The 18,559-nt window shown below is 35.8% G+C and carries 17 protein-coding genes and 1 pseudogene; 4 read left to right on the forward strand and 14 right to left on the reverse strand.

What is annotated here, in order from left to right; all coding sequences use genetic code 11:
• Nucleotides 1–392: 392 nt before the first annotated feature.
• Nucleotides 393–938, reverse strand: a complete 546-nt coding sequence (locus J2Z23_RS17375) for a hypothetical protein (RefSeq protein ID WP_209974697.1) — start codon at nucleotides 936–938, stop codon at nucleotides 393–395.
• Nucleotides 939–1,757: 819 nt separating this feature from the next.
• The gene (locus tag J2Z23_RS17380) at nucleotides 1,758–2,135 is read right to left on the reverse strand and encodes a glyoxalase superfamily protein (protein WP_057989338.1); all 378 of its coding nucleotides are present in this window, start codon (nucleotides 2,133–2,135) and stop codon (nucleotides 1,758–1,760) included.
• A gap of 117 nt (nucleotides 2,136–2,252) precedes the next feature.
• Here J2Z23_RS17380 and J2Z23_RS22830 point away from each other — a divergent pair, with 117 nt between their 5' ends.
• Nucleotides 2,253–2,339 carry an NINE protein gene (locus J2Z23_RS22830; RefSeq protein ID WP_420798643.1) on the forward strand — a complete coding sequence of 29 codons (87 nt, stop codon included), beginning with the start codon at nucleotides 2,253–2,255 and terminating at the stop codon, nucleotides 2,337–2,339.
• Nucleotides 2,340–2,564: 225 nt separating this feature from the next.
• Here the strand turns inward: J2Z23_RS22830 and J2Z23_RS17390 are convergent, their stop codons facing one another.
• Nucleotides 2,565–4,355: an ABC transporter ATP-binding protein gene (locus J2Z23_RS17390; RefSeq protein ID WP_057989336.1), complete on the reverse strand. Its 1,791-nt coding sequence runs from the start codon at nucleotides 4,353–4,355 to the stop codon at nucleotides 2,565–2,567.
• The gene (locus J2Z23_RS17395) at nucleotides 4,348–6,078 is read right to left on the reverse strand and encodes an ABC transporter ATP-binding protein (RefSeq protein ID WP_209974699.1); all 1,731 of its coding nucleotides are present in this window, start codon (nucleotides 6,076–6,078) and stop codon (nucleotides 4,348–4,350) included. The genes J2Z23_RS17390 and J2Z23_RS17395 overlap by 8 nt, the downstream gene beginning before the upstream one ends.
• A 189-nt stretch (nucleotides 6,079–6,267) precedes the next feature.
• Here J2Z23_RS17395 and msrA point away from each other — a divergent pair, with 189 nt between their 5' ends.
• Nucleotides 6,268–6,789, forward strand: a complete 522-nt coding sequence (gene msrA, locus J2Z23_RS17400; protein WP_057989332.1) for a peptide-methionine (S)-S-oxide reductase MsrA — start codon at nucleotides 6,268–6,270, stop codon at nucleotides 6,787–6,789.
• A 53-nt stretch (nucleotides 6,790–6,842) separates the two neighbouring features.
• Here the strand turns inward: msrA and J2Z23_RS17405 are convergent, their stop codons facing one another.
• The 6 genes from J2Z23_RS17405 to trhO all read right to left on the reverse strand — a co-directional run bounded on the left by J2Z23_RS17405 (nucleotide 6,843) and on the right by trhO (nucleotide 11,527).
• Complete coding sequence (locus J2Z23_RS17405; protein ID WP_209974701.1) at nucleotides 6,843–8,399, reverse strand: FAD-dependent oxidoreductase; 1,557 nt, start codon at nucleotides 8,397–8,399, stop codon at nucleotides 6,843–6,845.
• A gap of 117 nt (nucleotides 8,400–8,516) precedes the next feature.
• The gene (locus J2Z23_RS17410) at nucleotides 8,517–8,699 is read right to left on the reverse strand and encodes a cold-shock protein (protein WP_057989328.1); all 183 of its coding nucleotides are present in this window, start codon (nucleotides 8,697–8,699) and stop codon (nucleotides 8,517–8,519) included.
• Nucleotides 8,700–8,801: 102 nt separating this feature from the next.
• Nucleotides 8,802–9,632 (reverse strand): DUF421 domain-containing protein, encoded by an 831-nt coding sequence (locus tag J2Z23_RS17415; RefSeq protein ID WP_057989381.1) that lies wholly within the window; start codon nucleotides 9,630–9,632, stop codon nucleotides 8,802–8,804.
• A gap of 61 nt (nucleotides 9,633–9,693) precedes the next feature.
• A complete protein-coding gene (locus tag J2Z23_RS17420; protein WP_057989326.1) occupies nucleotides 9,694–9,900 on the reverse strand; it encodes a DUF1657 domain-containing protein in 207 nt (68 codons plus the stop codon).
• 245 nt (nucleotides 9,901–10,145) lie between these two features.
• Entirely contained in the window at nucleotides 10,146–10,349 is a 204-nt protein-coding gene (locus J2Z23_RS17425) for a DUF1657 domain-containing protein (RefSeq protein WP_057989323.1), read from the reverse strand.
• A gap of 206 nt (nucleotides 10,350–10,555) precedes the next feature.
• A complete protein-coding gene (gene trhO, locus J2Z23_RS17430) occupies nucleotides 10,556–11,527 on the reverse strand; it encodes an oxygen-dependent tRNA uridine(34) hydroxylase TrhO (protein WP_057989321.1) in 972 nt (323 codons plus the stop codon).
• Between the two features lie 318 nt (nucleotides 11,528–11,845).
• On the opposite strand from trhO, the pseudogene J2Z23_RS17435 reads away from it, so the two are divergent.
• Nucleotides 11,846–12,720, forward strand: a pseudogene (locus tag J2Z23_RS17435) (YitT family protein).
• A gap of 96 nt (nucleotides 12,721–12,816) precedes the next feature.
• Here J2Z23_RS17435 and mobB read toward each other — a convergent pair.
• Both mobB and J2Z23_RS17445 read right to left on the reverse strand, forming a co-directional pair.
• Nucleotides 12,817–13,326, reverse strand: a complete 510-nt coding sequence (gene mobB / locus J2Z23_RS17440) for a molybdopterin-guanine dinucleotide biosynthesis protein B (protein ID WP_057989319.1) — start codon at nucleotides 13,324–13,326, stop codon at nucleotides 12,817–12,819.
• Nucleotides 13,296–14,588 carry a molybdopterin molybdotransferase MoeA gene (locus tag J2Z23_RS17445; RefSeq protein WP_057989317.1) on the reverse strand — a complete coding sequence of 431 codons (1,293 nt, stop codon included), beginning with the start codon at nucleotides 14,586–14,588 and terminating at the stop codon, nucleotides 13,296–13,298. Before J2Z23_RS17445 ends, mobB begins: the two co-directional genes overlap by 31 nt.
• Before the next feature lie 252 nt (nucleotides 14,589–14,840).
• Here J2Z23_RS17445 and J2Z23_RS17450 point away from each other — a divergent pair, with 252 nt between their 5' ends.
• Nucleotides 14,841–15,602 (forward strand): TPM domain-containing protein, encoded by a 762-nt coding sequence (locus J2Z23_RS17450; protein WP_057989315.1) that lies wholly within the window; start codon nucleotides 14,841–14,843, stop codon nucleotides 15,600–15,602.
• Nucleotides 15,603–15,663: 61 nt separating this feature from the next.
• Here the strand turns inward: J2Z23_RS17450 and J2Z23_RS17455 are convergent, their stop codons facing one another.
• Together J2Z23_RS17455 and J2Z23_RS17460 are read right to left on the reverse strand one after the other, a co-directional pair.
• Entirely contained in the window at nucleotides 15,664–17,580 is a 1,917-nt protein-coding gene (locus tag J2Z23_RS17455) for a vWA domain-containing protein (protein ID WP_209974703.1), read from the reverse strand.
• A gap of 123 nt (nucleotides 17,581–17,703) precedes the next feature.
• Nucleotides 17,704–18,537 (reverse strand): ATP-binding protein, encoded by an 834-nt coding sequence (locus J2Z23_RS17460; protein WP_420795708.1) that lies wholly within the window; start codon nucleotides 18,535–18,537, stop codon nucleotides 17,704–17,706.
• Nucleotides 18,538–18,559: the final 22 nt, after the last annotated feature.

Below are 18,559 nucleotides of genomic sequence, written 5' to 3' on the forward strand. Positions count from 1 at the left end.
CGTGTTTGTCAAGAGCGATTGCGGTAGCTTACCACCACATTTAGACCGTAGAGCTACGTTTAGGCTTTTGTTTTCATAGAATTTTTGACACTACCACTATAAAACTCTAATATGCACTATTATAGGGGTTCACAAGCTATTTCGGCAAGTCTTATGAAGAAATAGCATAGATTAATTTTCATGAATATGACTTTATTTCCAGATTGTAATTTCAATCATTCCCGGGGAGTAGATTAATCTAGGCCGAGCATATTTATACTTTTTATTGAAAAGTTATTTATGTAACCTTGAATATCGTTAAACCATATTCTCAAACACCCGTAGATTTCCCATAAGTAAAAAAATGTAGACAAAGTGAAATCCGCTTTGTCTACACGTGAAAGAAATCCCTTTTAATTTCCTTGGATGTATTTCGCCCGTGCCTCTATGAATATCTTACTTAGAAATTTCTCTGAATCATCCGTATCATTCTCTTGATAGACTTGAACTTCCCCTTCCTTTACGGGGACTTTTCCCTGGGTAACACCTCGAATCGCGTATAAGCCGTCTTGTTCCGGTGACAAGAAGAGTAGATATTGCTCACCTTCATTCATATTTTTATACCCATTATAACTAATTTGCTTTGTTCCATCAGAAAAGGAATGTTCCATAATCGGAATCGTATTTTCTTCTTTTATTTTCGCATTAGCCTGCTCATTTTTCATCACTTTATCGATTTTGAAATTTGCAGTTGTAATATCTCCATCCTCTGTCCGAGAAATATTTGGCTTCTCCTCACTTTTCTTTGTCCCAAGAACGATAATCTCCGTAGCTGCATCAAGATCAACAAACGAATCAAAACCTTCTGCTTTCCCAGAAATAATTTGGACTTTTGAACAAGCGACTAATAATAGCAGACAGATAATCGAAGACAATGCAATTAATGAAAACCTTTTCAATTCCTTTCACCTCTATTTATATTTTGCCTTTAATCCATTATAATCATCTTGTAATAGATAGTCCTTTTTGTTAAAGCCTGTTGCACGCATTACAGAAATTGAGTTATTTGCTTTTTGAGTATGACTTAATCCCGCTTCATGCCTACCTCATGAAGAATCGTTTCGCGCTTTTCGATTCCACCTAACTCGTCAGTCCACTTCTTATATACAACGATATGTCCAAGCCCTTGGCTAACCGCATAGATGTTACCGTTGTAACTATTTTTATAATGGACTCTAATATTACCACTACCTCTATTGGTTGTTTGTTTACTAATATTTATCTCAGGTGCAGCCCCTATTCTTATTACTCCCGTTTGTACATTAGAAGTTTGTCTGCTTAAATATTCTTGACACCTACCACTCGATAAATTTCAAGTTCCCTTTATAAAATGAGCGCCAATCTATATAACGCTTAATTTGAGTTTCACACCTTATAACAACGCGATATTTATTCTTTTTAAATGCCATTCCACATAAGCGTTAAATTTTGACATGATTAGGGTATTTACATTAAATCCACCGAAAGAAAAACTGTATTCATTCCAACTATTTTCCGATTATTCCTTATCTATATTCCTTCCTACTGTGACTAAAAAGCCCGACGAACTTTTTCATTGGCTGCGGATTTAAGAACCTATTTTTTGACGACAAAACGATGTCGCTTTGTGATTTGCGGCCTCCATACCGAAGACACTAAAAGTAGGCAGAGATATGGTGGCATTTCCATCCCTTCCCTTCAAACTCCTGCACGGATAACATGGGATCTAGCTCCAAAGATTAGTTTCCTTCATAAAAAATGAGTTTATTTCCAAATGGATCATGGACAGTGAATTCCATTGTACCCCAAGGTGATCTCTCTAGCCCTGGGCGAGCATAAGTATAATTCTTTGCTAAAAGCTGTTGCTGGAATTCCTTGATCTGGTGTACCCTTATTCTTAAAGTAGTTCCAGGTGAAGCATCCCCATGATGTTCTGACAAATGAAGGATACAACCTTGTTGAGAAACTTGCATGTACATGGGGGAATTTTCGTCGAATTGATGCTTCCAATCAAGATTAAAATCTAAAAAATCTAAATAAAATTCTTTTAATTTCTGTCTATCAAAAACTCTTAAAATAGGAATTATCTCATTTGTAAGTGAATGTACCTGTTCCATTTTTCTATAGACTCCTTTCGTTACTACTCTAGGTATGGCCAAAATATTGCTTTTATTTTAAAAATATATATAATAATATTGTTCTTATTTTTCTATTATGCTGGGGGTTTATTTTTAATGAAGAACAAAGTTGTAGCAGGATTACTTGGTATCTTCCTAGGTGGTTTCGGTGTTCATAAATTCTCCTTGGACAAATTGGACTAGGGGTTGTTTACCTTCTATTTTGTTGGACCACTATTCCAGGAATTATTGGTTTTATTGAAGGGATCATTTATATCGCAACAAGCGATGAAAACTTTGATAAAAAATACAATAACGCCGCTTAAAAAATCGCAGGGGGAGTATCCCCTGCATTTTTATTGAAAAGAAAGTCAATCATTTTTTCTTTATTAATATCAATCTCTGAAAAGCAATCCAGATAATCCATTTTTAAGAACCTACTTCTTCACGGAGCTGGCTATGGAATAAGTCGTAATAGAAACCATGTTGTTGCAGTAAAGTTGTGTGTGTTCCCTTTTCGATTATTTGCCCCTGGTTTAATACCAAAATTTGATCAGCATTTTGGATTGTATTCAATCTATGCGCAATTACAACACTTGTTCTTCCCTCCATCAATCGCGATAGCGCTTCTTGAATCTTCATTTCCGTAATCGTATCAATATTGCTTGTAGCCTCATCTAAAATAAGTAAAGAAGGATTAGAAAGCATCGCCCTTGCAATTGATAAGAGTTGTCTTTGCCCTTGACTAATCCCACTACCATCCTGTTTGAGAATGGTATCATATTGATTTGGTAGTTTTGTTATGAAAGAATGGGCATTTGCCATTTTTGCTGCCTCTTCCACTTCCTTATCAGATGAATCAAGTTTTCCATAGCGAATATTTTCCCGAATTGTCCCTTGAAATAGATAGGCATCCTGTAAAACAAATCCCATATGACTTCGTAGATTATTTCTTTGAATGGTGTGGATATCCATACCATCAACCAATATCGTCCCACTACTTGCTTCATAGAAACGGGCAAGAAGGTTAATAATCGTCGTCTTTCCTGCTCCCGTGGGGCCAACAAGAGCAACTGTCTCACCTGGTTTAACTTGGAAGTTTATTTGGTAAATTGTTTGATTTTGCTCTTCTTGATCATATGAGAAAGACACATTCTTAAACTCGATTGCTCCATTAATATGGTCAATTTTTCGGCTTGATTTCTGATCTTTTTCTTCTTCTTCGTCCAGTATTTCAAACACTCTTTCTGCTCCAGCAACAGCTGAAAGTAATGTATTAAATTGATTGGCTAGTTCGTTTAAAGGACGAGTGAACTGACGTGAATATTCTGTAAAGACAACGATTGTTCCGATGCTTACATAGCCTTTTAAAGCCAAAATTCCGCCTGCACCTGCAATCACTGCAAAATTTAAATTATTCAACATGTTCATTAGCTTGGGAATAAAGCCAGAGTATACTTGGGCCCAATAACCTGCGTTTCTTAACTTTTCATTTTTCTCCATAAATTCACTGATTATCTTTTCCTCTTGAGAAAAAGTTTTCACGATTGTTTGCCCAGCAATCGTTTCTTGAATAAATCCATTTAAATCGCCAAGATGCTTTTGTTGTTCTTTAAACAACCTGCCTGTACGATTTGTGATCCATTTCATTCCAAAATACATGATTGGAACGACAAACATTGTGATTAAAGTTAGTAATGGACTTAATATTAACATGACCGTAATAGTGCCCACAAGCGTAATGATACTAGAAGAAAGCTGAATAACGGAGGTATTTAACGTTTGGCTGACATTGTCAATATCATTTGTCAAACGACTCATTAATTCTCCATGTTGACGTTTATCAAAAAACTTAATTGGTAATTTGTGAAGTCGGTTAAAAAGCTGTTTTCGCATTGTAAAGACTGTTTTCTGACCTATACCAATCATCCAATAACTTTGCATAAAGCTTGTAAGCGAAAAGAAAAAATAGACAAAAGCAATCATAACAAGAATAAAAATTAATGTATGTCCATTGTTTTCAGCAATATACTTATCGATAGTTTTACCAATTAAAAATGGTCCTAACAAGCCAAGCGAAGAACTCGCTAAAACTGTGAACAGTACGAGGATTAATTGGCCTCGATAAACATCGAGATATCGCCAAATGCGTAATAAAGTTCTTTTCCAATTTCTTACTTTTTCCACCTTCATTGGTTGCCCTATCTTCTTATTAGACATCTGCTAACCCTCCCTTAGTAAATTGAGACTGATAGATCTTTTGATAAAGGGGGGAAGTCCTTAATAAAGTTTCGTGATTCCCGCATGCTACTAAATTTCCCTCTTCCAATAAAAGAATTTGGTCAGTTTTCATAGCAGTTGTAATTTTTTGCGTAATAATAAAAATAGTAGAGTCATACTTTTCTAAGGCATCTAATAGCTTTGCTTCCGTCTTCATATCAAGAGCACTTGTACTATCATCTAAGAATAATAGCTTTGGCGTGCGAACGAGGGCTCTAGCTATTGAAAGTCTTTGTTTTTGTCCCCCGGATAAATTAACCCCTTTCTGTCCTACTTTTGTTTGAAACCCTTTAGGTAATTCCTGAATTGTTTTGTATATCTGTGCATCCTTAGTACTCTCTAAAATTTCTTCGGCAGATGCCCCCTCTTTCCCCCAGGCAATATTGCTTTCAACTGAACCAGTAAATAAAATAGATTCCTGTGGCACAAAACCGATTTGTTTCCTAAGTGATTGTAAGGTCATATTCCGAATATCTTGACCATCAATCATTATAATGCCCTCATTTACATCATAAAGTCTTGGTATTAGCTGAAAGAGTGTTGATTTCCCTGCCCCTGTTGCTCCCATAACAGCAATCGTTTCCCCTGCGTTTGCTGTGAAGGATATATTTTGCAGTACATAATGGTCAGTTCCAGGATATTTAAAATTAACATCCTGAAATTCTACTCTTCCCGTTTGTATCCTTTTATCTGAAAGTGCCGATACATCATCTTCCAAATCAATAGGTGTTCTTAGAACTTCCGTAATTCGTTGAGAAGAAGCAGTCCCGCGAGAGAATGCCATAATAATCCAAGATAGCATGGATAAAGCCATAGTAATTCGAAAACCATAGTTGACGATTGCAACAACTTCCCCTACATTAACTCTTGCTTGATGGACATCTGCTGCTGCAAACCATAGGATAAATAATATTGCTAGATTCATAAAAAATAATAAAAGCGGTCCTAGTAACTCCACTAATCTAAGCGATTTCACTGTTTGTTCTCTTAAATCTTTGTTAGCTTTACCAAAACGATTTTCTTCAAAATTCTTTCTAATAAATGCCTTAATCAGACGGATCGACGTTAAATTCTCTTGCATCACATTATTGACCTTATCCAACTTATCTTGTACGAATCGGAATAACTGACCTGTTTTTTTCATCATCCAAATTAGGACAAGCAGTAAAATCGGAATTGGCAGGACTAAAATAAGGGCCAACTTTACATTAACAAGAAAAGCCATCGTTACCCCACCAATGATCAATAACGGCGTGCGCAATGCAACTCGCAAACTCATGAACAATGTATTCTGAATTTGAGTAATATCATTGGTTAGGCGGGTGATAAGCGAAGAGGTTTGAAACTGAGCTAAATTATTAAATGAAAATGATTGCACTTTTTTAAATACGGCAGAACGAACATCAAAGCCAAAGCCCTGACTGGCATGGGCAGAAAAATAAGAGTTCGTTATGCCAGCAATAAACCCAAGTAGGGACATTCCAACCATGATTCCCCCCCACTTCATTACAGCATTTAAATCTTGCTTTAAAATACCTTCATCAATTATATTTGCCATAAACATGGGATGCCATAATTCTACCGCTAGTTCCACAAGCATTAGCATCCAAGCTATGGTCATTGCCCAACGATATGGTTTTAAATATGAGATCACTTTCTCCATTTATATTCCCCCAGATCATTCGTAAATCTAAATATATTTTTATTACCTAATCTTAAAGTAAAAAGCAGAAAATGTCATCCAATCATGCTGATTTTTCAAAATCTTAGTAAAATACAATAGTTATGGAAGAATTCCGTCAAGTATGTTTAAATAAAATGATTAACTATGTTTTGAAGGGAAATATATGCAATGAAGAATTTAGAAAGAGCGACGTTTGCAGGTGGATGTTTTTGGTGTATGGTTAAACCATTTGATCAATGGGACGGGATCGATCGTGTTGTATCTGGATATTCCGGAGGCATATTAGCAAATCCAACCTATGAAGATGTAAAATCAGGGAAAACAGGCCATTATGAAGTTGTGCAAATCACTTTTGATCCAAAACAAATGCCTTATGAAAAATTATTAGAAATCTATTGGCAACAAATTGACCCAACAGATGCAGGCGGGCAATTTCATGATCGTGGTGATTCCTACCGCACAGTCATATTTTACCATAATGAAGCACAAAAAATCGCCGCTGAAAAATCAAAAGAAAAATTGGCCGCTAGTGGCAAATTCAAGAAACCGATCATCACTGAGATTAAACCAGCAGAAACATTTTACCCTGCTGAAGATTTTCACCAAGACTTTTATAAAAAAAACGAAGCGGACTATTTAGCTGACAGAGCAAAATCAGGGCGGGATCAATTTATACAAAAACACTGGTAATGGGGACAGTCCCCCACCACGGTAACGCGGTAATGCGATGGGGGACTGTCCTTTCAAGAAGTTGTATAATCAATTTGATCATCGTCAAGTAGCTTTAATGGTCTTTCTGCTGGTCCTTCTAATACTTCCCCTGTATAGGTAAAGCGTGAACCGTGGCATGGGCAATCCCATGTTTTGTCCCCACTGTTCCAATTTACTTCACAGCCCATATGGGTACAGGTTGTGTCGATGATAAAAAGTTGACCTTCCTCAGTCTTATAGGCACCAGCACGTTTCCCTTTAATGGAAATAGCCGCACCTTCTCCTGCTTTTATATCTTTTAATTCTTTGTCGGGAACTTCTAATTTTCCCGTAATGAGGTGTGAGGCAACGTTTAAATTTTCCTTAATAAATTTTTTCACACTCGGATTCGCCTTGAATCTCGCGGGTGCAAATAATTCTTTATAAGGATTGTCCTTTTCTATAATCAAATCACTGATTAATTGGGCAGCAACATGACTGTTGGTCATTCCCCATTTCCGATAGCCTGTGGCTACAAAAACACGACTACCTGCAGATAATTCACCAATATAGGGTAATTTATCTGGAGTAACAAGATCTTGTGTAGACCATCTGTAGTCAATTTTTTCAATACCGAATTCTTCCAATGCAAATTTTTCTAACGCTTTATAATGATCTATTTCATTTCCCCCTTGTCCAGCCTTATGGCCGTCCCCGCCAATTAATAGCATTTGCTCCCCGTCGATTGTCACAGGACGAATGGAACGTGTTGGCTGCTCTGCATTAATATACATCCCTATTGTAACAGGCTTCAGTGGCTTTCCAGCAATCACATAAGAACGCTCTGGGTAGAGACGGGAAAAATATCCTCTGTTATCGTGAAAAGGAAAATGAGAAGCGGAAACAACGTAATCTGCTTCAACACGTTTTCCATTTTTAAAACGTATGGTAGGTGGAGAACCTTCTTCCATTTGGGTGGCAACAGAATTTTCATATATTTGTACACCGAGGTTCTCTAGTTGCTCAACCATTTTCACTAAGTAGTGAAGAGGATGAAAATGTCCTTGATTTTTCATAACGATGGCGCTTTTATGTGGTAAATCGATCGAGAGTCGGTCTATTAATCCGCCCTCAATCCCCAATTTTTGATATGCCTCTGCTTCTTTCTTAATTTCGCCAATATAACTCTCGGTATTGGTATATATATAGGCATCCGTCTTTTGGAATTCGCATTCAATATTGTATTCCCTGATCCATTTCTCGATTTGCTTTTTTGCATTTTGGTTGGCTTGATAATATAGTCTAGCTTTATTTTCTCCAAAATGCTGAATCAATTCATTATAGATTAAACCATGTTGGGAAGTGACTTTCGCCGTTGTATGCCCTGTTGTTCCCTTAAATAGGGAATCTGCTTCTAATAAAGCAACTTGTAATCCCTCTTTTGCTAATTTAAAAGCCGTAGTAATCCCTGTGATCCCTCCTCCAATGATGGCCACTTCTACTTTTAAATCATCCTCAAGGGAAGGAAATTTATGTACTTTTGTGGAATGAATCCACCATGACTCTGGGGATGCCGGAGACGTTCTATCGCTATTATGACTTTGCTTCATTATTGAATCCTCCTTCGATTTCCTATTAATTGATATTCCCTCAAAATCATATTTTATGTAAAGTTATGAATTTAAAGTGAAAAGGATTGCCTTTTTACAAAGACAACCCCCTTTACATTAACTGATAACAGGTAGCACTCTTACTTCTTTTTCCATTTCCGATTTACAAATCGGACAAATCGTTTTTTCTTCATTAGAAAAGGCATCCCTCATCCAACATGAGCATTCTTCATTCGTACATGACCAAACAATTGTTTCTTTCTCTGGAATAGGTTCCTTAGGTCCCCTTCGATAAGCCATGGCAAGATCCCCTTTCACATTTATAATTTTATTATACGCCAATAAGATCAATAAACCAAATCACCATGTAAATCATTATTCAGGTAAATATAAGTCTCTCGATTATGGGAATTTTTGCGTAAGAAGGTATTCTGACTTCTCTATAATAGAATGAAGCTTTTTTGCATTTTTATGATACATTTGTTTAGCCGTTTCTGAATCGGTTTCAAGTGAGAATGTTTCCAAATCAGCTTGACATTTTTTTAAAGCTGTTAAAAGAGATTGCCTTGGTTTTGCTTCAGGTATTTGTATCTTGTCATCATATATATCCACAGTTAATTGACCATATGTATCAACTTGACCTAAATACACATTTTCAAGTGCTACACCTAATTTCTCTAATTCAATTTCAAGCCATGATCTGTTTAGTCCTCTTGATGTAAGACCGATATCTATGATCTTTCCTTCCATAATGACGGTTTGAGGAACTTTTTCAGGAGCTACTTCTAATTGAAGATCCGCTGGAGTAATGGGTTGCTTATCTTTTTTAAGCATTACATTTAGATCCCCATTCGATTCCAAAATGGCAAATTCCACATCAGCAATTTGAAAGGCATTCTTCTTTCTTAAGAGTTGTAATAATTCATCAACTGTGTACTGTTCCTTTGATAGATTTTCCTCTTGGATTTTTCCATCTTTAATGACAACAGTAGATGAACCCTCAATGAAGTTACGGACCTTTTTGCTTTTTAGCCCGATAATCCCTGCAACAAAAGGAATGATTGTCCAGATTAAAAGACTATATACCCCATTCATATAATTGGTTTCCAATCCTGTAGAAATTTCTGCTGCTATACTACCGATCGTAATTCCAACAATATATTCAAAAAAGGATAGATGTGATAATTGTTTTTTTCCTAACCATTTTGTTAATAGAAATAAGATAATGACCATGGTTGAAGAACGAAGGATGATTTCAAGCCAATTAGGAATATCCACTAATTTCCCCTCCCTTTTATGAATTTCGATACTGTTGTTCTTCTGCCTTCATAAATTCAAGCCTTTGCTGTAAATCTAGGATGACTGAATTCATATCTTCCATACATTCATGAAAAACCCTTTTGGCTTCATGATCAGATGTGATGTCAGCTAATCGACTAAATTCAGCTTGAATGGCTTTTGCAGAAGCAAAAGTTCCTTTGACATTGGCAAATACAGTCATTTTTGTATCCTCCTAGAAATAGAAGAGGCAGGGACAACATCAAATTGATTAATCTTAAAGGGAAACAATTTAATCATTTAGTGACATAACTCTTGCGGGAGAAAAAGCATGAGGCCTCACAGTGTGAGGCTCACCATGCGAGCATGAAAGTGAAGTATATTTCCGGAGCTAGAGTTTGCACTAAGCATTATCTTGTTCAGATTCATCTTTGATATAAAATGCTTTAGTCCCTGCCTCTATTTAAATTACTGGTTATATTGCGGCTCTTCCTGTAAAATTTCTTGTACTCGTGGTTCCAGTGAATCAATAATAGACTGAGTTTGCTGTGCACATGTTTTGTAAAGTTGTTTCGCTTGTTGATTATCAGTATCTAACGCAAATCCTTCAAAACTTGCCTGTGCTGTTTTTAAACCAGTTAATGTTTGCTGCACCTTTGTGATAACAGTCATTTTATAAGCCTCCTCAATCTTTTTTGGAACGTTCATATTATGTGATTCTGCCCATCATCCATACATTGAAAAAAATGGGAATAGAGTTAAATACGTTGACTACAACTCAAAACACTCAAAACGATAGGATTTTTCATCCAAAGTTACGATTAGACATAAAAAAACAGCATCACTATAACCAGTAGCAATGCTGTTTTAAGATATAATTAAACACTAGTTTCTAATTCGCGTTTTAGGTTTTCGATTCTTTCTTTTACCTCGTCGTCACAAAGATTATGTTCCTGAATATATAAATTTCTTGGATGAACACGGCATTCATCTGTACAACTTCTCATATACTTATGTTCATTTTCTTCTGAACATAAGATTTGTTTATTGCATTCGGGATTTGCACAGTTTACGTAACGTTCACACGGTGTGCCATCAAAATAATCGCGTCCAACGACGACATGTTCTTTTTGATTAACTGGAACAGCAATTCTCTCATCAAAAACATAGCATTGCCCATCCCAAAGTTCACCCTGAACTTCTGGGTCTTTTCCATAAGTTACAATACCCCCATGTAGTTGGGCGACATCTTCAAAACCTTCTTTTTTAAGCCATCCAGAAAATTTCTCACAACGAATTCCACCGGTACAATAGGTAAGGATTTTTTTTCCTTCCAATTTCTCTTTATTTTCCCGAACCCAATCAGGTAACTCGCGAAATGTTTTAATATCAGGTCGGATTGCTCCTCTAAAGTGACCAAGATCATATTCATAGTCATTACGTGCATCAAGCACAATTGTTTTTTCATCTTGCATAGCTTGAAAGAATTCACTTGGCTTTAAATATTTCCCTGTAATTTCATGTGGGTTGATATCATCTTCCAAGCGAAGCGTAACAAGTTCCGGGCGAGGGCGTACATGCATCTTTTTGAAAGCATGCCCATCAGCTTCGTCTATTTTAAAGATCATTGTTTCAAAGCGAGGATCTTTTTTCATTTCCTTCATATATGTTTCTGTTTGTTCCCACGTACCAGAAACTGTACCATTAATTCCCTCACTAGCTACTAGGATTCGCCCTTTTAACCCAATACTTTTACAAAGCTTTAAATGTCTCTTTGCAAACACATCTGGTTCTTCAATTTCTACATACTGATAATACAACAATACTCGATAATTAGGATTTTTTTCCACAAAAAATACCACCTATCCTGTTATATTTGCAAGATATAAACGTGTTTAGGAGGATTCAATTTCGGTTTCCCGAATATATACACTTTACTCTTACTCCTTTATTTTACCGATTCTAAAGTATAAAATCAACACCAACTAACTCCAGAATCAATTGTCTAATTGATTAAAATAGTTAAAGTATTTTCAAGAATCTTAATTAAGTTTATAATAAAGGAAATACTTTGTAATTCACTTCTCTCTTATGCGGACTGTCAAACTTATCTAGCTTTTATACTTCACGGGTGCAAATTCTCGATAATCTCCAGAAAGGATGATGAAATGAAACAAAGCAATCTAGAGTTCAAACAGCACCATAAAAAGTTAAAAAGAAAAATTTTATTTTGGCGTATTATATTAGTGACGATTGGCGCTATTTTAATGGCGATTTCTCTAGAGTTGTTTCTTGTTCCCAACAATATATTAGACGGCGGGATTACTGGTATATCCATTATACTCTCTCATCTAACTGGCTGGAGAGTGGGATTTATCCTTTTCTTCTTAAATCTCCCTTTTATTTACCTCGGTTATAAACAAATAGGAAAAACATTTGCTCTAACAACTTTGTATGGAATCTTTATTTTATCACTCACATCCGTACTATTAAATAATGTATATGTCGTAACTAACACTTATTATTAGATACAGTTTTTGGTGGAATTATTTTGGGTATGGGTGTCGGTATCGTAATTCGCTTTGGTGGATGCCTTGACGGAACAGAAGTATTATCCATTCTTCTAAATAATAGACTCCCTTTTTCAGTTGGAGAAATTATTATGTTTTTTAATTTCTTTATTTTTGTTACGGCTGGTTTTATTTTTGGTTGGGAACGTGCGATGTACTCGATAATTACATATTTCGTTGCTTTTAAAATTATTGATATCGTTGTAGAAGGATTAACTGAATCCAAAGCCGTGTGGATTATAAGTGAGCATTCGAGAGATATTGGTGAAACCATTTTAGCAAGACTTGGAAGAGGTGTAACTTATTTAAGTGGTGAAGGGGCGTTTACAGGAGACGATAAAAAGGTTATTACGAGACTTGAAGAATCAAAATTAAAATCTATTATAGAAGATCATGATGATTCAGCCTTCCTTGCCATCGGAAATATTTCAGAAGTACATGGGGGACATTTTCGAAAAAGACATATTCATTAACAGTAATAGCGGAAGCTCTCAACTTAAAATGGAGGCTCCGCTAACTTTTAACTTTATCAATAATACTTTTTTGCATAGAGAAGTTATAGTTACAGATCATTTCTCAATCAACTTAGTAAAGAGTTCTTCCACAAAAGCATCACATTCATGGATTGAATATACAGGTATTTTCGGCAGTGTAGCATTGGGAATCCAGGAAATAATTGCTTTAATATTGGATAATTCCTTTAATTGCTCTAGATCATCCTCATTTCGGATTAACACAAACTTTGCAAAGCTCTCCCTTTTATATCCTTCAATAAAGAGAAGATCTAGCGAAAAGGCCTGATAAATGGAAACAATCTCTTTTAAATTCCACTTTAAGTTTGGTGTCTCTAATTGTAAAATACCCTCTCCTTCAACAGCGGAAACAACTGCCCCAGCAGTTAGATGCTTTTTGCTATCTTTTTGTTGAATCTTTCCCTCAGGAGCTCCTCCATGACCATGGTGTTTTATTGTTCCGATTCGAAACCCCTGTTTTTGTCCATAAGCAATTAATTTTTTCATCAAGGTTGTTTTCCCACTATTTTGGAAGCCTACAATTTGGAAAATCTTGGTTCTCTCCATGGATCCTCACTACCTTCTTGATCTTCTAACAATAAAATATCAGCAGAGTCTTCAACTGTGAATCCTTTTGTTCCTCCTGGCAGTATCGCTAAACAATCTGCCCATGCTAATGATGTGACCACACCTGACTTGTCTAATCCGACTGGATTAGCATATACATGTCCGTTCTCTATGGATAGCTTGCATCTAACAAATCGACTGAATGGATTTGCTTTTGAAAAATCAGTTTTCATTTTCCCAGTAATTTTCTTTAAATATGGTTTATTTGAATAAAGCCAATAACGAATATATGGGCGTACATATAATTCAAAGCCAACATAGCAAGCAGAAGGATTTCCAGAAAGGCCGAAAAAGAGTTTTCCATCTTTTTGAGCACAGCTTGTCACACTTCCTGGTCTCATCGCAATCTTATTAAATAACAGTTCCGCCCCTAGCGCTTGATAGACCATTGGCATATAATCATAGTCTCCAACTGATACTCCTCCCGTTGTAATCACAATATCACAATCTGCCATTGCCCTTTTGACGATCGTGAGCAAGTCTTCAAATTGATCTGAAACAGATCCATATCGTTTGTGTTGGCCTCCAGCTCTAGCTATTTGGGCTTCAATCATATAACCATTACTATTACGAATTTTCCCAGGAACTAAATCTTCTTCTGGTTGTAATAATTCACTACCAGTTGTAATAATTCCCACTAATGGAGGGGTAACACAAGGGACTTCATTATATCCGAAAGTTGCTAATAAAGCTTTAATGCCTGGATTAATTTTTTCCCCTTGATTAATCAAAGTGGTTCCAAGTTGTGCATCCTCACCCTGAAAAGATATATTTTCACCTTCCCGTAATGGCCTTTTTAGGATGATATAAGGTCTACCATCTGAATGTTTTTTCTCTTGAACAAGCTCTAGCATAATGACACAATCAGCGTTTCGGGGAATTTGCGCCCCGGTCATTATCCGGATAGCTTCCATCGAACGCAATTCATAATGACTAACTGAACCGGCTCCTATTTCATCAATTACCTCGAATGCAAGAGGATTATTCCTTGAAGCTTCAATTGTATCGCCTGCTCTTAAAGCGAATCCATCATAAGGTGAACGATTAAATGGTGGCACATCATGATCTGCTTTTAATGGTTGCGCGAGAAATCGTCCATCACAATCATCAAGGGATATTCTTTCACAGGACCCCCTTTTTTTATAATGCATAACTTGTTCTATTGCTTCTTTAATCCAAATTGGCCTTCTATTTTCTACCAAAATTTCGCTCTCCTCTCTGCTCTTATCTCCAATTAAGTATGTAAAAGGGTAGTTCCTTATGGTATTTTAAGTTTATCATTTTTTAAATAACAACACTAATAACATTCATTTCGCTCACGTAGAGTGTAACAATGGTTCCACATACTTTAATTGTGAAAAATATATTGAAATTAGGATAAAAGAAGGGTAGACTTATTTCTTAATTTGGTAAACACTTAAAATAGAGATTTGATTGTGAAAGGAATTATAACTATGAAGAAATGGCTTTATAGCATCCTGCTAATTTCTATAATCTTTTTTTCATACCAATCTGTCTTGGCGGTAGATGTCCCAAAACCGAATGGGGATATCTATGTTCAAGATTTTGCCGATTTATTGCCGAAAAAGGTAGAAAAAGAGATAACGGAACTAGGAACTTATCTTGATAAAGAAACTAAGGCAAAGTTAAGCGTTTTGACTGTCCCCTCGCTCCAAAATACTCCCATCAATGAGTACGCGGAGGAAGCGTTCCGTACCTATAAGCTAGGGGATAAAAATGACGAGAATGGTATTTTATTATTATTCGCGGTTCAGGACCGAAAAATTTACATAGAAGTTGGTAATGGATTGAAAGAACACTTTTCTCCAGGAATGATCGGGGAAATATTAGACTCTTATTCACTTCCCTTTTTAGAAAAAGATAATTTTCAGAAAGCTATTTCAAATACATATAATCAGTTATTTAATGAAATGGCCATTACATATGATCTTGACAAGAGAGCCTCTGCAAAAGGATATGATTATGGCCAAGGTAGCTCATCCTTTCTGACCATTCTTATTTTTATGTTTGTTTTTTTAGCCATCATCTTCTTGGATTTTAAATTTTTAGGTGGTGCAATATGTTTCGCCATTCTTCGAATTTTAACATACCCGTTACGACGATGGAAAATAAATAGAAAACAAGTGAGCAATTCTAACCATAAACAAGAAAAAAGTGAAAAAAGAGTAAAGGTAAGAGATAAATATAGGAGATAAAGCTATCCCTCTGCTGCTTTAACAGCGGGATAGCTTTTTTTATAAAACAATCATCTTATGATCAATCATTTAAAGATTTAAGAAGCAGTTTCTTTAATAATGGAAAGAGTAATTCCGGCAAAGTTTCAATTGAAGGTGAAATTAAACTGTAAGCCCCGTAAATATTTTGGAAAACCTTACGTTGTTCATCTCCTACTCCATTTACAGATAGATATATATTGATTACTTCGATTCCCATTTTCCGGGCATCTGTAACAGCCATATGAGTGTCAATAATCCCATTTTGGTCGTATCCAAATGCAGCAGGCTCTCCATCAGAAAATATAATTAGAAATTTTTGCTTTTCACCTCTATTTAATAATCTTTCGGTCATTACTCTTATGGCGAAACCATCTCGATTATCTTCCTCTGCTTGTAATTGCATAATTTCGGGACCCGTTTTCTTTTTCAGTGAATTTGAAAAAGTGATCGACTGGGAAAAATAATTGGGTTGTCTTGTTTTAGTCGCCTCATTGGCATCCTCCCAAAATCCTGTTATTTCATGAGGAACACGAACAGATTTTAAAGCTTCATGAAATAAAGTAATACCTTTCTTTGTCTCATCCATTTTATCTTGCATAGAAGCTGAACAATCAACTAACAGACTAAAAACCGCATCAATCTTAGTTGATTTTTCCGTTTTTTTATAAAACAATCTCTTTTGTTCATCTGTGAAAAATTCTATTAATTTTTTGTCAAGACGCCCCATTTGTAGCCGAGTACGTGGCAGCTGTTTTTTATGTTCAAGAGTCATATCAATCGTTCTTTTCAACTTTTTTTGATACAAAACCATTGCCTCTTTATAAAAGTGATATTGACTAAGCTCTTCATTGTTGGGATAGGATGGTTTGAGAAATATCGCTTCAGCATAACGATTTTCTATTCCATATGGCGCTTGAACGGAATCATTCCCATTGTTTTTCCTTCCTAACTCCTCCATATTAGAATAGTCCTTATATTGGCTTTTACCAGTTTTTCCCTTTACGATCGCTAAGGCTTGATCACCAGCTTCTCCTTCTCTTGCTTCATTGGTAAGGATATCTGTTTGTGTACCTTGATCAAGATCAAATTGTAAAAAGTTTTTTCCGGGATCACTCGTTTCTCGATGCCAAGTTTTCATCTCTTCTTTGAAAAACTCTTCATCTCCCGTAGCTTTCTTATCTGATTGATCATCATTAATGAGCTGATCCTTTCTTAATAAATCTCGATAATCTGCAGACTGGTCTTCCGTTTCACTAATATGAAGATGAAAATAATCATTTAATAAATCCCGTTTTACAACCCCTTCTAGTAGTTGCACAATTTGCGTACAAATATGAGCTATCTCTTCCGTTGAGTTAGCATCAAATAAGCGTTCTAGATTCTCGCGGTATAAAGTGATAACTTGATCAATATCAGGATGAATTTGCGGAATATTGAGAAGTGGTGTTTGGGCATTCCAAACGAGATAAGCAAGATTAAAAAGGACATCAGTAAATAAACTTCTTTCCATATTAACCTTCCATTGATTTTGAAAAAAGCCTAAATAAACCTTCCGTCGATTAATAAACTCTCTTCTCATTCCTGGTCTTTTTCTTTTACAAATTTCCTCTATTCTCAAATCTTCTGCAAGTGAAAATAATTGTTTCGCAAAACGCGGAAAACTTGTATGTTGCGACCAATCAAGAAATTTACGCACTACTTTCGGATCAGTAAAATAATAATTCCCAAGAGCTCGTAAATAAATATCACTTTTCATCCCTGAAACCATATAAGCTTCTGAACGATGATTCCAGAAATGACTTGCATATATTTTTTTGTCCGCCATGTCTAAATATGAATGAACACGTAACTCAACTTCATAGTCCGGATCCTTTACAAGTGTTTTAGCTAGATCGGATAATTCCATCATGAGTAGAGAATCAATTTTTTCATCATTGAAATCGATGAAACGATACATTCTTTTCACTCCTTATATTAGAAAAAAGCAAGTTCCATTGTAGGAATGCGCCGTCCTGCCTTTGGTCTTACGGCCTACGAGAAAACTGTTCTGGAACCTAGAGAGAGGTTCTCCAAAATATTTTTATCTCTTCTTTTCTTCGAATAACGTTGATGCAATATTCATGATGGCAGACTTTTCCCTTTCTTCTTCAAGTTTATCGGCAATTCCACGTTGGATAGCTCTTAATGGAGGCAAATATGCGGATAAATCACAGGTATCAATCAAGGCGCGGATGGAAGCCGCCTCTTCCGGTACTTGTCCATTACGTACTTGTGTGATTAGATCTTCAGATAATAAAACGTACTTATCTAGTAGCATTTCATCCTTTAAAATACTTTCCGTCATAAGAACCTTTTTTAAAATATCTCCTTGAATATAGGGCACATCTAGCACAACAAATCTATTTTTTAATGCTTCATTCAGAGGAACTGTTCCGATATATCCTTCATTAATAGCCGCAATTACTCCAAAACCACTTTCTGCATGAATCGTTTCTCCTGTAAAAGGATTAAAAACTGATCTCCGATAATCAAGGATACTGTTTAAAATCGGTAATGTTTCTGGCTTAGCCATATTGATTTCGTCAACATATAATAGATGACCATTTTTCATTGCCTTAACGACTGGACCAGGAACAAATTCGATTATCTGTTTTCCATCTTTTTCATTTATTGTTTTAAAACCTAAAAATGCTTCAGCATCCAAGTCAACAGAACAATTAATACTATGCATTGGTTGCTTAAAAATTTGCGATAAATTTTCTGCCAACTTTGTTTTTCCTGAACCTGTAGGACCTTTGAGCAAGAGATTTTTATCTAATGCCAAAGAAATAACAGCATCAGCTAATAATTCATTGTCTTCTGATAAAAATTGAGATACCTGGTTTGAACGCGCATTCGTTTCCTCTGAAAACATCTTCTGTCTATTCTTAATTACT

This window comes from Lederbergia galactosidilytica (genome assembly GCF_017873565.1).
Lineage (GTDB): Bacteria > Bacillota > Bacilli > Bacillales > Bacillaceae_C > Lederbergia > Lederbergia galactosidilytica.

Bases quoted from the DNA above. Each gene is read 5' to 3' on its own strand.
- J2Z23_RS17380 (WP_057989338.1), bottom strand. From the start codon at position 2,135: ATGGAACAGGTACATTCACTTACAAATGAGATAATTCCTATTTTAAGA.
- J2Z23_RS17425 (WP_057989323.1), bottom strand. From the start codon at position 10,349: ATGACTGTTATCACAAAGGTGCAGCAAACATTAACTGGTTTAAAAACA.
- J2Z23_RS17405 (WP_209974701.1), bottom strand. From the start codon at position 8,399: ATGAAGCAAAGTCATAATAGCGATAGAACGTCTCCGGCATCCCCAGAG.
- J2Z23_RS17410 (WP_057989328.1), bottom strand. From the start codon at position 8,699: ATGGCTTATCGAAGGGGACCTAAGGAACCTATTCCAGAGAAAGAAACA.
- J2Z23_RS17420 (WP_057989326.1), bottom strand. From the start codon at position 9,900: ATGACTGTATTTGCCAATGTCAAAGGAACTTTTGCTTCTGCAAAAGCC.
- J2Z23_RS17455 (WP_209974703.1), bottom strand. From the start codon at position 17,580: ATGTATCGTTTCATCGATTTCAATGATGAAAAAATTGATTCTCTACTC.
- J2Z23_RS17395 (WP_209974699.1), bottom strand. From the start codon at position 6,078: ATGGAGAAAGTGATCTCATATTTAAAACCATATCGTTGGGCAATGACC.
- J2Z23_RS17390 (WP_057989336.1), bottom strand. From the start codon at position 4,355: ATGTCTAATAAGAAGATAGGGCAACCAATGAAGGTGGAAAAAGTAAGA.
- J2Z23_RS22830 (WP_420798643.1), top strand. From the start codon at position 2,253: ATGAAGAACAAAGTTGTAGCAGGATTACTTGGTATCTTCCTAGGTGGT.
- msrA (WP_057989332.1), top strand. From the start codon at position 6,268: ATGAAGAATTTAGAAAGAGCGACGTTTGCAGGTGGATGTTTTTGGTGT.
- J2Z23_RS17460 (WP_420795708.1), bottom strand. From the start codon at position 18,537: ATGTTTTCAGAGGAAACGAATGCGCGTTCAAACCAGGTATCTCAATTT.
- mobB (WP_057989319.1), bottom strand. From the start codon at position 13,326: ATGGAGAGAACCAAGATTTTCCAAATTGTAGGCTTCCAAAATAGTGGG.
- J2Z23_RS17450 (WP_057989315.1), top strand. From the start codon at position 14,841: ATGAAGAAATGGCTTTATAGCATCCTGCTAATTTCTATAATCTTTTTT.
- J2Z23_RS17415 (WP_057989381.1), bottom strand. From the start codon at position 9,632: ATGGTCATTATCTTATTTCTATTAACAAAATGGTTAGGAAAAAAACAA.